Origin of the sequence: Burkholderia lata (assembly GCF_902499335.1) — a bacterium.
In the GTDB taxonomy this organism is placed as follows: domain Bacteria; phylum Pseudomonadota; class Gammaproteobacteria; order Burkholderiales; family Burkholderiaceae; genus Burkholderia; species Burkholderia lata_B.
Genome location: NZ_CABVQK010000006.1, coordinates 223471 through 236350, shown reverse-complemented (window position 1 = coordinate 236350; position 12880 = coordinate 223471). Strand labels below are relative to the sequence as shown.

General features: G+C 63.1%; 13 protein-coding genes. 9 read left to right on the top strand and 4 right to left on the bottom strand.

Features of this window, described 5'->3' with window-relative positions:
- Positions 1–39: 39 nt before the first annotated feature.
- Genes BCO18175_RS16770 through BCO18175_RS16760 form a run of 3 tightly spaced genes read right to left on the bottom strand, consistent with a single transcriptional unit; the run spans position 40 to position 2222 of the window.
- A complete protein-coding gene (locus BCO18175_RS16770; RefSeq protein WP_174982578.1) occupies positions 40–795 on the bottom strand; it encodes an SDR family NAD(P)-dependent oxidoreductase in 756 nt (251 codons plus the stop codon).
- A 9-nt stretch (positions 796–804) separates the two neighbouring features.
- The gene (locus BCO18175_RS16765; RefSeq protein WP_174982576.1) at positions 805–1671 is read right to left on the bottom strand and encodes an SDR family NAD(P)-dependent oxidoreductase; all 867 of its coding nucleotides are present in this window, start codon (positions 1669–1671) and stop codon (positions 805–807) included.
- 50 nt (positions 1672–1721) lie between these two features.
- Positions 1722–2222, bottom strand: a complete 501-nt coding sequence (locus tag BCO18175_RS16760) for a nuclear transport factor 2 family protein (protein WP_174982574.1) — start codon at positions 2220–2222, stop codon at positions 1722–1724.
- A 212-nt stretch (positions 2223–2434) separates the two neighbouring features.
- Between BCO18175_RS16760 and BCO18175_RS16755 the strand changes: the two genes are divergently transcribed.
- The 4 genes from BCO18175_RS16755 (at position 2435) to BCO18175_RS16740 (ending at position 6846) form a co-directional block, all read left to right on the top strand.
- Positions 2435–2947, top strand: coding sequence for a nuclear transport factor 2 family protein (locus BCO18175_RS16755; RefSeq protein WP_174915553.1), 513 nt, complete (start codon positions 2435–2437; stop codon positions 2945–2947).
- A gap of 50 nt (positions 2948–2997) precedes the next feature.
- On the top strand, positions 2998–3714 hold the full coding sequence (locus BCO18175_RS16750; RefSeq protein ID WP_174982572.1) for an EthD domain-containing protein: 717 nt from the start codon (positions 2998–3000) through the stop codon (positions 3712–3714).
- 343 nt (positions 3715–4057) lie between these two features.
- Positions 4058–5458 carry a hypothetical protein gene (locus BCO18175_RS16745; protein ID WP_174982570.1) on the top strand — a complete coding sequence of 467 codons (1401 nt, stop codon included), beginning with the start codon at positions 4058–4060 and terminating at the stop codon, positions 5456–5458.
- On the top strand, positions 5455–6846 hold the full coding sequence (locus BCO18175_RS16740) for a trypsin-like serine protease (RefSeq protein WP_174982568.1): 1392 nt from the start codon (positions 5455–5457) through the stop codon (positions 6844–6846). The genes BCO18175_RS16745 and BCO18175_RS16740 overlap by 4 nt, the downstream gene beginning before the upstream one ends.
- Before the next feature lie 188 nt (positions 6847–7034).
- Here BCO18175_RS16740 and BCO18175_RS16735 read toward each other — a convergent pair whose 3' ends face one another.
- Positions 7035–7724, bottom strand: a complete 690-nt coding sequence (locus BCO18175_RS16735; protein ID WP_174982567.1) for a TetR/AcrR family transcriptional regulator — start codon at positions 7722–7724, stop codon at positions 7035–7037.
- Between the two features lie 606 nt (positions 7725–8330).
- Here BCO18175_RS16735 and BCO18175_RS16730 point away from each other — a divergent pair.
- The 5 genes from BCO18175_RS16730 (at position 8331) to BCO18175_RS16710 (ending at position 12790) form a co-directional block, all read left to right on the top strand.
- Entirely contained in the window at positions 8331–8846 is a 516-nt protein-coding gene (locus tag BCO18175_RS16730; protein ID WP_174982565.1) for a hypothetical protein, read from the top strand.
- A gap of 74 nt (positions 8847–8920) precedes the next feature.
- On the top strand, positions 8921–10294 hold the full coding sequence (locus tag BCO18175_RS16725; RefSeq protein ID WP_254608101.1) for an NAD(P)/FAD-dependent oxidoreductase: 1374 nt from the start codon (positions 8921–8923) through the stop codon (positions 10292–10294).
- Between the two features lie 255 nt (positions 10295–10549).
- Positions 10550–11053, top strand: a complete 504-nt coding sequence (locus BCO18175_RS16720) for a YbaK/prolyl-tRNA synthetase associated domain-containing protein (protein ID WP_174982563.1) — start codon at positions 10550–10552, stop codon at positions 11051–11053.
- 62 nt (positions 11054–11115) lie between these two features.
- Positions 11116–11754 (top strand): helix-turn-helix transcriptional regulator, encoded by a 639-nt coding sequence (locus BCO18175_RS16715; protein ID WP_174982561.1) that lies wholly within the window; start codon positions 11116–11118, stop codon positions 11752–11754.
- Between the two features lie 61 nt (positions 11755–11815).
- On the top strand, positions 11816–12790 hold the full coding sequence (locus tag BCO18175_RS16710) for a threo-3-hydroxy-L-aspartate ammonia-lyase (RefSeq protein ID WP_174982559.1): 975 nt from the start codon (positions 11816–11818) through the stop codon (positions 12788–12790).
- Positions 12791–12880: the final 90 nt, after the last annotated feature.

Sequence of the window (12880 nt, the reverse complement as noted above, 5' to 3'; positions counted from 1 at the left end):
CGAATCATGATTGGCGCGTGGCCCCAGTGCCGCGCGCCTTCAACCCCAGTACGCCTGCCCGCCATCGAGCGGCAGCGTCGCACCCGTCAGGTATGCGGCGTCTCGGCTCGCCAGGAACACGATCGCGCGCCCGATGTCCTGCTCGCAGTCGCCGACGCGGCCGAGCGGAATCGTGCGGAAGAACGCGGCGGCTTCCTGCGGATTCGCGTCGACCCAGCCTTTCAGGCCCGGCGACAACGCATGCGGCGCGACCGCGTTCACGCGGATGCCGTCCACGCCCCATTCGCAGGCGGCCGCACGCGTCAGTGCACGAATCGCCTCCTTGGTCGCCGCGTACGCGCCGTAGCCGGACGCATCCCAGCGCACCGCGGCCGACGAAGCGAAATTGACGATCACGCCATCGCCCTTCAGATGCGGATGGCACGCGCGCATCATGCGCAGCGTCGCGATCGGCCCCGATTCGAGCCCAGCCATGAAATCCGCATCGGTCACGTCGAGCAGGCGGCCGAGCGGCACGACCTGCGCGTTGTTGATCAGGATCTGCACGCCACCGAACCGCGCGACGACGCTGTCCACGCACTGCGCGATCTGCGCGGCGTCCATCACGTCGCACACGAACGGTTCGGCCACGCCGCCACGTACGCGGATCGCTTCGCAGGTCGCGAGCAGCTTGTCCCGCGTACGGCCGACCACCGCGACCTGCGCGCCTTCCGCTGCAAGCGCCTGCGCGACGCCCTGGCCGACGCCCTGCCCCGCGCCCGTCACGAGCGCGACCTTGCCTTTCAGGATGCCCATGCGTGCTCCTCAGGCAACGATTGCCGGATGCGCCTGCACGGGCCCGCCGAGCAGTTCGCGGTACGACGGCGGCTGCTTGCCGTCGAGATCGGCGATGCCGTACTGCAGCGCGGCTTCCGCGCCGACGAGCACTTGCCCCGACAGCGCCATGCGCTGCGGATCGCCGTGGATCGCGTGAATCACGCGGCCCGTGAATTCGGGGCTCTCCGCGACGAGCGAGAATTCCTTGTACAGATCCGGGTGTTCCTCCCACACGCGCGTCGTGCGCTCGGTGCGCAGCGGGCCCATCCAGATCGACACGGCCGCGACGTCGAACGGCTTCAGGTCGACGGCCATGTCCTTCGCGAACTTGTCGACGCCGGACTTCTGCGCGCCGTAGGCCGCGCCGTGCATGTAGCAGCTAGCGCCGAACGACGACGTGAACGCGATCAACCCGCTGCGGCGCTTCGCCATCAGCCGTGCCGCATGCCAGCTCGCGACATAGGCGGAGCGCAGCCCGACATCGAGGATGTTGACGAGATCGAGCGACTTCTCCCAGAACGGGCCCGGCAGGATCAGCTGATCGTGCAGGTAAGTCGCGTTGTTCACGAGAATGTCGAGCCGCCCGCTGTCGCGTTCGACGCGCTCGAACAGCGCCTTCACCTGCGCGTCGTCCGCGTGGTCGCAGACCACCGCGATCCCGCGGCCGCCGAGCGCATCGATCTCGCGTGCGGTCTCGTGGATCGTGCCGGGCAGCGGCGCATCGCCTTCGTTCTGCGAGCGGCCCGTTACATAAACGGTCATGCCGGCCGCGCCGAGCGCGCGCGCGATGCCCTTGCCCGCGCCGCGCGAGGCGCCCGTCACGACGGCGACCGGCGCCTCGTGGTTCTGTGTCATGTTCGATGTCTCCTGTGGAATGTGCGCCACGTGCGGGGCGCGGGCGAGCGTCAGGCGGCCGGCGGTTGCGCGCCGGCGAACAGCACGCCCGGCGCATCGCCTTCGTAGCGGGCCGACAGCGTCGACGTGACGACGCAGCGCGTGCCCGCGATCTTCCATTCGCCGTCGACCTTCCGGTATTCGTCGTCGTAGTACGCGCCGAGCTGCGTGAGCGTGCGCGCGTTCGTGTCGATCATCTGGTAGTGCAGGCCCCACGTGCCGCGAGCATGCGTGTCGTCGAGCACGTCGATCTCGGGATTCACGCCGTGGTGCATCTCGACGATGTGCGGATGGCAGCCGAGTTGCGCGAAGATGTCGACGAGCCCGTCGCGCGTGTCGAACGTACCGATCCGGCCGTAGTCGATGTGCACGCGGCCGGGCGCGAAGCAGTCGCGCATCCCTTGCGGATCCTTGCGGTCGCAGCACGTGAAGTAGCGCGCCTTCAGCCGGCGGATTGCGTCGGCGTCCTCGAGCCGGCGCACGCGCGCTTCCAGCGATTCGATGAGGGTCATCCTGTCTCCTTGTTCGGTGCCGGCGCGGTTCGAACGCCGCGTCGATGCCACGTTACCGCCGCGCGAAGTGCCGGCCATCACCCGTTCGGATGAAGCTGGCGATTCGTCTCGGCGGAGCTGGCCGTATGCGTGAGCCACGTTCGTCCGAACAGACGATGTGATGCAGGCGGCTTCGTTCCTACCATCGAACGACACCACCACGAGACCCGGCAATGGACGACACGACCCGCACGCTCCATGAGTACGAGCAGATCCGACAGCTGAAGTACCGGTATTTCCGCGCGGTCGACACGCACGACTGGGCGCTGCTCGCGGATTGCCTGACCGAAGACTGCGAGGCGCGGCTGTACGGCGGCCGCTATGCGTACGACGGCCGCGACGCGTTCGTGTCGAGCCTGCGCGAGCTGATCGGCAAGCCGACCTTCCTGACGATGCATCACGGCCATCACCCGGAGCTCACGCTAGTCTCAGCCGATCACGCGTGCGGCGTGTGGTTTCTCGAGGATCACGCGATCAATCTTGAGGATAACTACCTGCTGCACGGCACTGCGTTCTATGACGACCAGTACGTGAAACGCGATGGCGTGTGGCGCATTCACGCGACGCGTCATGAACGACTGTTCGAAACCGTCACGTCGCCGATACCGCCGTCGTTCTCGCTGACCGCGAACCGGTTCGCGCCGGGCGCGCACCAGACGGCCGGATCGCCTGAAACCGCTTCCTGAACCCCGGCGGCCACGCCGCCGATCCCGTCATTCCCCCTGGAGCCGGAACAATGGAGAAAGTCATTTACGTGTTGTGGCGCGATACGCAGGCCGCGCCCGATCAGTGGAGCCGCACGGTGCGCGCGCAACTCGCCGACACGCTGCTGTCGCTCGGTGCGCACGGCGTGCAGGTGAACGTCGCCGATGCGGATGTCGCGCCGGCGGCCGGCCTGAAGCAGACCAATACTCACCCGGGCATCGACGGGATCGTCGCGGTGTGGGTCGATAGCGCGAACGCGATGTTCCGTCAGCCGTTCGACGATGCAGTGCGCGCAGTCGTCCCGCACATGGCGGCGTATCTCGTCACCGAGTCGCAGCCGATCCCGAATACGCGTTTTCCGGCGCGGCCGGGCGAGCGGACCAGCGGGTTCTCGCAGCTCGCGTTTCTGAAGCGGCCACCGCGGCTTACGCATGAAGCGTGGCTCGACGTGTGGCACGGGCATCACACGCGCGTCGCGATCGATACGCAGGACAATTTCCTGTACGTGCAGAACGTCGTCGTGCGCGCGCTCACGCATGCGGCGCCTGGGTACGACGCGATCGTCGAGGAATGCTTCCCCGCTGAGGCGATGACCGATCCGCATGCGTTCTTCGACGCGGTCGGCGATGACGAGAAATTCAAGCGGAATGTGGCGGAGATGATGGACAGCTGTGGACGCTTCATCGACTTCGACAAGATCGATGTGGTGCCGACGAGTCAGTATGTGGTGAAGGCTGTGCGGGGGTAAGGTCAGGTGATCGCGTGGTGCAGTTGCATTCGTTGAGCAGGGTTGCCATGTTCATGTCGGACCCGGCGATACGCGATTGCGTATCGCCGACCTGTTTCGATCCCGAACGTCCAGCCTCTGCGCTCTCGATGCGCAATCGCCCGGAAGCCTCAGACATGGATACGGCTCCAGTCACTGTGATTGATATCGACCACGGATCGCACCGCCATATTTCTAGACAAAGCCTGAAACGTTTCCTATTCTCCCCCTCAGCAGCGGCATTTTTTCTCGTTCGGACTTAACAATCAATCGAATATCGGACGAACTTCCGTCCTGAAGAAAACCAAAAAAGGGGAAGGCAAAAATGGCAAGTAAACGTGCCGCCTGGCTCGGCTTTGTTTTGAGCATCCCTTTCGTTCTGTCATCCTGCACTTCCGTTTATTCGGTCAAGCGTCCGGGCGATTCCTCGCCGATTTACGGCATTCCTTATTCTCTCCCTCAGAAGATCTATATCGTCTCGGCGAAGTACACGATCATTCAATGTGAATTGCTGAAAAATGGATCGCTTCAGGTTCAAGCGAACAAGCAAATCACGATCACATCCGAGACACAACCCGACCCTTCGGAGCGTTACTACATTCCCTACTCTTCGCTGAGAAACTTCTTCAAAGATACCGATCTGACGGTGGAGAATTTCGATAATTCGACGCTGAAGTCGATCAACGCCACGATCACGGACAAGACGGGACCCACGATTACCGCTGTGGTCGGAACCGCGCTACGGATCGCCTCGCTGGCAGGCGGTGTGACGTTGACCGACGCCGGATCGAACCCGACCACCCAGGACATGTGCAATGCTGATGTGCTCAAGGCGCTGAGTGCGCAAGGCAAATCTCAAGCTTCAGGTTCCGGCAAGACCAAGGGTGCCACGAAGCCCGCGTCGGCCAGCGCGGCTGATGCCGCCTCCGCAACGCAGGCGGCCGGCGCGCCGGACAGCAGTTCTGCCACGACCTTCAGCACAGTGTTCGTGTGGCGTCCTCAGCTGCGCAGCGCGCCTGATCCCAAACATTCCGAAATTACCGGACACTTCTATCCTAGGCAGATCCTGAAGAAATGGCTTACCCCACGGGGCTACAAGGCACTGAACAATAAAGACCAGAATCAGGACACGATCGAGATTCCGGACGCACGCGATGACGTGATACTCAGGTCGCTACAAACTGAACTTCGCATCGATCCGGTCGTGGCGCAGAAAAAAACGACCCTTGATAACACGTCCGTCGAGGGCATCATCCTTCGCGAACCAGCGTACGGCCTCTTGCAAGCATGTGACGAAGTCTGTCCCGATCCGACGCCCGGTGGCGCTGCCCCATCCGGGTACAGCACCCACGGTGTATTTCACGTGAGCGAAGAAACGGTGCCTCAGCTCGGCTCCTACGTGATCCTGCCGCTCCGAAACAGAATGTTCGAAACGCAAACCGCGACGATCGCGCTTTCGTCGGATGGCGCAATCAACAAGCTTGGACTGAAGTCGAACTCGATCGCACCAGAGGCGGCCAGCACGGCCAACACCGATCTCGATGCGCTCCAGAAGGCGCGTGATGCTCGTAAGAAAGCCCGCACGGACACCGCGGCCGCCGAAGCAAACGCGGCACAGGATGCGGCCAAGAAGGTCATCAATGACAACAAGGCCATTTCCGATTGCCTGAGCGCGCAAAAGGCCGTCCGCGAAGCAAACGGAACCGTCGTGGGGAAATGTCAATGATGATGGCGGGCGCATCACGTACCGGAAGATTGACGACGGCGGCAACGCTGCTCGCGGCCGTATCGCTGAACGCGCACGGCCAGGCCGCGGACGAGCATGCGCGGGTGGCGCGCGCCGTCATCCCGCTCGTTGCGGGAGCACTCGGCAAGACGGATGCTGCAGACGCGACGCTACCCGCCTCTGCCGCGCTTCCCGCTCCTGTGATGAACACGTTGACCGAATCGCTTCGGACACGCGTCACCGCCGATCAGATCGTGAACGGCACTATACCGCTCGATGTCAAGCGCAGCTTCGATGCTGAAGTCAAAACCCGCGCCGCGCTGCTGACTTTGGCAAACGCTTCCGGCAATTGCGGCACGCTCCTCGCCGCGTCGCGATCGACGCTGGCCCTTGCCGCGGTAAGCCTCCACGTGGATCCGGATCTCAAGCGTCGCATGGAGCAGCTCTACAGCATTCCGGCGCTCGCCGCTCTTGGACTCGGTGGACCGGAGATCCAGGTGATTTGCCCGAACACCGGCAAGGACCCGAAGTATCCTCCGCCGCATGTCGACCAACACGATAACCATTCCGCCAACAGCCACGTGGCAACGCCATACGAATTTGGCGGCTTCGACGATATCGTTGCGATCAGTCTGGACGGGAAATATCAGTGCTCGGGTACGTTGGCGACCCGCAACTGGATCATTACCGCTGCGCATTGCGTGACAGACGATGCCAACAATCAGAAGCTCGCACCCGATCGCCTGCGGTTCTACAAGTACGGCGAGACCGGGAAGGACGGGTTCTTCGCGACAGCACTGGATGGCTCGAACGTCTCCATCAAGGGGCGAAAGGCGCGCGGCATCAAACAGATCTTCGTCAGTCCACGCTGGTCCGCCACCCCATCGGATGCCACGCCCGATGCGGTCGCGGACCAGGCAATTCTGGCGGTCGATTACGACGGCTCGCCAACCGGGCACGTCGTGTCACTGACTCGCAAGTCGCCTCCGGCCAACACACCGGTTTCGATCATCGGTTATGGATTCACCGGTTCCGTCAACGATGTTCCGGGCGACAACCCTCAACTGGGATGGAATTCGTTGTCCGAGTCGCCCCAGAATCCCGGCAGTGGCGGATGGATCTATCTACAGCCGGCGGGCGTCGGCACCAATTGCCGTGGCGATTCAGGCGGCGCGATATTCTCCGGGCACCTCAATGGCGCGCCGAACGAAACGCATGAACTCGTCGCCATCGTGAGCCGCATGGTCAAAGCCGGTGTGTTCGATGGACCTGTGCCGGTAGGTCGTGCCGCGGAATGCGTTGGCAACGCAAGCATCAACTCTCTCATTACCGAGGAATCGAGACAGTTTCTGTGCAGCACTGCACACAATGATATACACGGATGCTGACGCCGGTATCTCGCCTGGGCATGTTCTCAGCCACCTGTTGATATTTGGAGTTGTCGGCGGGCGGGCACGGAATGATGTGTGGCGATGGAAGCGCTGCCTCGGCACCATAGCGATCGATCTTCAACGACGGAAGCGGCCACATCGACGCACTGCACCGGGCCGACACCGAGCCACCGCAGCGATTCAACTCATGGCGCCTTGGCCAACGCCAGAATGGCCATCACCACATCGTCCTCAATTCCCTTGATATCCGACGGGAACCGATTTCTTTGCGGTATCAGCACGATAAGCCCTTCGATCTGCGCCGTGACCAGTGCAGCTCGCCTGGTGAGCGCTGCTTGTGACAGCGCCGGGTTCACGGCTTCGATGAATCCGGCGATCACGCCGCGTTGAAACCCGTATCCCTCTTCGAGCATTTTCCGCGCGAACTCTTGCGTCTGGGCCAGTGCCCAGAAGTTCACGAACAGGCTTTGGGTCTTGGGCTGCTTTCCGTCTTCGAGCAACAGTCGGACCACTTTCTCCAGACGGCCTTCGGGTGTCAGCGACGTGTCCGCACGCACGCTGTCGTACGTATTGGCATACGCCTCCCGCGTCGCGAAAAGGATGGCTTCGAAGATGTCTTCGCGCGTGGGGAAGTAGTGCTGCAGGTTCGACAGCGCCAGTCCCGCTTTTGCCGCGACCTTCCGCATGGTCAGCCCGCCGTAGCCTTCGACGACGAAGATCTCGATCGCACTGGCCATAATTTTGTTCACGGTGTTCTTGCCGCGTTCGGTCAAGACGCGTCCGTTATCGAGAACCGCCCTCTTCACGAATTCCTCCTGCTGCCCTGTGAGCGAATGCCCGGGCAATGGTGCTGATGACGCGTCGGCGCCGCTCATGCCCGGCCGCATACCGACCGCACCGCGCCCGCTCGGTACACGGGTAACCGGGATATAGGTTGGTCGACCGGATATTGCGAAGCATCGATGCCTGACACTGGGTCGTGTCGATCGACCTGCATTTGCCGTCGGCTTCCAGGCACCGGTCCATTGTGGAAGCCGAGATGCCGAACCTGACGGCGACATTCTACGCAGGTTTCCGAATCGCGGAGACGAGACGGTATCCATCGGCGAGCGTACATGCGACTCGTTCGGCGCCCGTCTCAAGCATCGGTGCACGTTCATCGCCGATGTTGCACAAATAGGTCACGTGACATATTATCGTCGTTACGCACCGGCGTATTGCATACGGGGCAGATTGCCCGACACCACGCACACGGGCTCACAAGGATCACTTTCCTCGCGGGACGCGGTACGGAGTTGTCGAGCGCGAGGCTGACAGCGTTTCCAGCGGTCGAGTACCCAACCCATCGTTCCGGCCATTGATGGATGCCAGACCTTAATTTTTAGGATTGCTTTTCTATCACTCGAATCGACCGACATGCCGGCATGGCAGGGAACCGCTTTTCCTGCCAAGCGCCGGCCTTAAATGAGCGGGATATCTTGATGCCGACCAACGCATTCACCGCCGGATTTCACTACGAGATCCAGAACCGCGCGTTCGCCTTGCGCGCCATTGGGAGACTTGCGGGGCGCCTCGACGGTGATCCGCGCCAGCGACTTTGGGCCGCCTACCTGAAACTGGAAGCGTTCAATGCGCCGATTTACCACGCCGCGGCAACGCGCTGGGGGATGGATGCTACGCCCTCGTTGACCACGCGGGTGAAGGCCTGGGTGGTGGGTTCAGTCCCGACGAGCCTGCTGACGCCGCTCCTGAAGTACGTCTACGCGGAGACTATCGCCTACTGCGAAGTGTTGCGTCGGCTTCGAGACATCGGCCCTTCCGATGTGCGTGCCTTTCTCGACTACATGGTCGATCAGGAGGAATTCCAGATCGACATGATGAGGCGCTCACTGGATGGCGATGATGCGGTGCTGGCAAGCCGCGTCGACGCGTTCATTCTTCAGAACGAGAAAATTATTATGGATACCGAAATCAATAGCCGAAATCAACAAGTGTGAGCCCTTATAACCCGTGAAATCGACCGCTGCGCCCTCACCGTCATTCGTGGAGCGGCGACCGGATCTCCCCACATGTGAGCATCGTCATGGCATTCGACCCAACATCACCGCTGCAGGCCAGGTCATTCTGGCAGCAAGCCTACGGAGAATATGCGCCCAACCCGTCGCTGATCGGGGATCTCAAGGTCGATGTCGCCATCATCGGTGGCGGCTTCACCGGGCTGAACACCGCGTTTCAATTCAAGAAGGACAATCCCAACGCCCGAGTCGTCGTGCTGGAAGCCGCCATCGTGGGATTCGGCGCCAGCGGTCGCAACGCCGGGTTCAGCACGAAGATGTTCGGCCTGGAGCCGGAAATGGTCGTGCTGCGCTGGGGCAAGCAAAAGATGGTCGATGCCCATCACTACCTGAAGCTCGCCGTGGCGCACACCCGGCAGCTCATCGACCAACACGGCTTTCAGTCCGACTACTGCCATGGCGGCCTGGTTCGCGCGAGCTACACGAAACAGCAATTGGGCCGCATGCAGAAGACGTTTGAATTGTTCCAGCAGCTGGGTATCGACACGGACATGGTGTGGCACGACGCGCACCAGTTCCAGCAGGACTTCCATTCCGAACGCTTCGCAGGCGGCATCTACGAGTCGGACACCGGGTATCTCGACCCGTGCAAGCAGGTCCGGTCGCTGAAGGCCCTGGCGATGTCGAGCGGGGTCTCGATCTACGAGCTGACACCCGTCACGAGCCTGGAAAGAACGCGATTGGCGGTACGCATCGCGACGCCGCACGGCCGGATCGAGGCGGACAGGATCGTCGTGGCGACGAATGCCTATTCTCGCCAGGTTCCCGGCTCGTCGAAGCTGAAGACGCGCCAGTATCCGCTCTGGACGTATCAGGTCGTCACCGAACCCTTGAGCGATGCGCAATGGGAAAGCATCGGCTGGAAGGAACGACAGTCCTTCGGCGACAACCGGCAGATGCTGCACTATTTCCGGCCGACGGCCGATGGTCGCATTCTCATGGGAGGCGGGGATGCGATCAGCTACAGGACGGATGCCACGGAAGAAACGCCGGCCCCCGCGGCGTGGCGGCATTGCGAGGAGCACCTGAAATGGATCTACCCGCAGCTACGAAACACGCGCATCGACTACCGATGGGGCGGCCCGGTTTCGGTGACGATGGACATGGTTCCGGAGATCGGTTTCGTCGATGACGAACGCATCATCTACTCGGGCGGATGCTTCGGTCATGGCGTCGCCTTGACACACCTCAACGGCCGAACGATCGCGGATCTGCTGAGCGGAAAGCAATCGGCCTTGACGGACTTCTGGATCGTGAACAGGAAATCGATGTCGATGAAGAGCGACACCCTGTCGTTTCTGTTCGGCAGGGTGGCCCGTCAGGCACTGAAGACGTGGGACCGATGGGAGGAACGAGGATTGACGAAGTAACGGCGGGCGGTCGCGCGTTCCCGTCGCAGCCGGCGGCACGACGGCGTCGTCGCGATCACCGCCCCGCCCCATTCCGCAACGCCCCATTTTTCGACGAGCCCCTTTTCGCCCGCCACTCGCTCCACTCCCCGGCCTCCCGCCCCTTTGCCACACTCATGACAAAACGTCTATAATTGGACAATCCATCGACCGGCACGCTGAAGCATTCGAACCCGAGCGCGCCTCGATTCCCCGGCCCCATTTGCCCGGAGCGACATGAGCGACCACCCCGTTTTCGACACGCTTTGCGATCTGCTGGTTACGTCCGGCGCACGATTCCGCGTGCTGGAGCATCCGGCCGAAGGGAAATCCGACGCGATTGCCGCGCTGCGCGGTACACGCCCCGAACAGGGCGCGAAAGCGATGCTCTGCACGTTCAAGGATGGCGGCGACGCCACCGCGCTCGCGGTGATTCCCGGCCATCTGAAGATCGATTTCCGCAAGGTCGCCGATGCGGTCGGCCGCCGCAAGGCAACGCTCGCGTCGCCCGACCTCGCGGCCACCGTCACGCGCTGCGTGATGGGCGCCGTGCCGCCGTTCGTGTTCGACCCCAGCGTGACGCTCGTCGTCGATCCGGTACTGGTCGAACGCAACACCGAGATCGCCTTCAACGCGGGCCGCCTCGACCGCTCCGTCGTGCTCGACGCGGCCGACTACGTGCGGATCGCGCAACCGCTGCTCGCCGACATCACGCGGCCGGAAGCCGCGGACGGTGAGTAACACGCCGGTTGCCCCGTTCCCGAAGCCGTCGCCTCGATCCGAAACCTGAACGCGAAACCATCATGACCACCACCCGGAAACTCGTGCTGTCCGAGCAGGCATCGCTGATCGAACAGGTTCAGCGCATTGCCGAAGGGCTCGGCGCGATGTTCGCGCCGTTCACCGAGGTCGTGGTCCACGACCTGCGCACGCCGAAGCACGCGATCCTCGCGATCCACAACAACCTGTCGGGGCGCGCAGTCGGCGATCCCGCGACCGAGCTCGGCCTCGCCCGCATCGCGGACGACGATTTCCCGCCCGTGCTCGCGAACTACCCGAACCGCTTCGCCGACGGCCGCACCGCGAAAAGCACGTCGATCGGCATCAAGGATTCGACCGGCCGCTATGTGGCCGCGCTGTGCCTGAATGCCGACGTCACGCTATTCCGCGGCTTCCAGGGCATGCTGAACCAGTTCTGCAGCACGGACAGCGAAGCCATCGCCGAAACGCTCGACCCGGCCGGCGCGGATGCGATCCGGCAACGCATCGACGCGTTCGCGATGCGCCTCGCGACGACGCCGCGCGAACTGAAGACCGACCAGCGCCGCGAGCTGATGCAGACGCTGAAGGCTGACGGTTTCCTCGAAGTGCGCCGCGCGATGGAGATCGTGTCGCAGCATCTCGGCGTCTCGCGCGCGACCGTCTACAACGATGCGAAATAGCGCAAGCGCGATACTCGCGCTGCTTTCCTGCTGACCGATTTTCATGACCACCGGGCAACCCATGAACTCTCCGACTCTCCCCACGTACGACGACGTTGCCGCTGCCGCGGCGCGGCTCGAAGGCCATGCGCACCGCACGCCGGTGATGACGTCGCGGACGATCGACGAAGCGCTCGGCGCGCAGGTGTTCTTCAAGTGCGAGAACCTGCAGCGCATGGGCGCATTCAAGTTCCGCGGCGCGTTCAACGCGCTGTCGCGCTTCGACGCGGAGCAGCGCCGCAACGGCGTCGTCGCGTTCTCGTCCGGCAACCATGCGCAGGCGATCGCGCTGTCGGCGCGCATGCTCGGCATTCCCGCGACGATCGTGATGCCGCAGGATGCACCGGCCGCGAAAATGGCCGCGACGCGCGGCTACGGCGGCAAGGTCGTGACCTACGACCGCTACACCGAGGATCGCGAGCAGATCGGGCGCGATCTCGCGGCACAGCACGGGCTCACGCTGATCCCGCCCTACGACCACCCGGACGTGATCGCCGGCCAGGGCACGGCGGCCAAGGAACTGTTCGACGAAGTCGGCCCGCTCGACGCGGTATTCACGCCGCTCGGCGGCGGCGGGCTGCTGTCGGGTACCGCGCTCGCCACGCGCGCGCTGTCGCCGAAAGCGACGCTGTACGGTGTCGAGCCGGAAGCCGGCAACGACGGCCAGCAATCGTTCCGCTCCGGCGCGATCGTGCATATCGACACGCCGCGCACGATCGCCGACGGCGCGCAGACACAGCACCTCGGCAACCTGACCTTCCCGATCATCCGCCGCGACGTCGACGACATCCTGACCGCAACGGACGCGGAATTGATCGACTGCATGCGCTTCTTCGCCACGCGTATGAAGATTGTGGTCGAACCGACCGGCTGCCTGTCGTTCGCCGCCGTGCGACGGATGAAGGACGTGCTGCAGGGCAAGCGCGTGGGCGTGCTGATCAGCGGCGGCAACGTCGATCTCGAGAACTTCTGCGCGCTGGTGTCGGCGCCGGCATGAACGTCGCGGCGCGCATGAACATTCCGTCATCCGCGCCGCACCACACCTTCACGTCGCGTTAAGTTTCGCGCCCTAGACTGATTACGTTGT

Bases quoted from the DNA above. Each gene is read 5' to 3' on its own strand.
- BCO18175_RS16770 (WP_174982578.1), bottom strand. From the start codon at position 795: ATGGGCATCCTGAAAGGCAAGGTCGCGCTCGTGACGGGCGCGGGGCAG.
- BCO18175_RS16765 (WP_174982576.1), bottom strand. From the start codon at position 1,671: ATGACACAGAACCACGAGGCGCCGGTCGCCGTCGTGACGGGCGCCTCG.
- BCO18175_RS16760 (WP_174982574.1), bottom strand. From the start codon at position 2,222: ATGACCCTCATCGAATCGCTGGAAGCGCGCGTGCGCCGGCTCGAGGAC.
- BCO18175_RS16755 (WP_174915553.1), top strand. From the start codon at position 2,435: ATGGACGACACGACCCGCACGCTCCATGAGTACGAGCAGATCCGACAG.
- BCO18175_RS16750 (WP_174982572.1), top strand. From the start codon at position 2,998: ATGGAGAAAGTCATTTACGTGTTGTGGCGCGATACGCAGGCCGCGCCC.
- BCO18175_RS16745 (WP_174982570.1), top strand. From the start codon at position 4,058: ATGGCAAGTAAACGTGCCGCCTGGCTCGGCTTTGTTTTGAGCATCCCT.
- BCO18175_RS16740 (WP_174982568.1), top strand. From the start codon at position 5,455: ATGATGATGGCGGGCGCATCACGTACCGGAAGATTGACGACGGCGGCA.
- BCO18175_RS16735 (WP_174982567.1), bottom strand. From the start codon at position 7,724: ATGAGCGGCGCCGACGCGTCATCAGCACCATTGCCCGGGCATTCGCTC.
- BCO18175_RS16730 (WP_174982565.1), top strand. From the start codon at position 8,331: ATGCCGACCAACGCATTCACCGCCGGATTTCACTACGAGATCCAGAAC.
- BCO18175_RS16720 (WP_174982563.1), top strand. From the start codon at position 10,550: ATGAGCGACCACCCCGTTTTCGACACGCTTTGCGATCTGCTGGTTACG.
- BCO18175_RS16715 (WP_174982561.1), top strand. From the start codon at position 11,116: ATGACCACCACCCGGAAACTCGTGCTGTCCGAGCAGGCATCGCTGATC.
- BCO18175_RS16710 (WP_174982559.1), top strand. From the start codon at position 11,816: ATGAACTCTCCGACTCTCCCCACGTACGACGACGTTGCCGCTGCCGCG.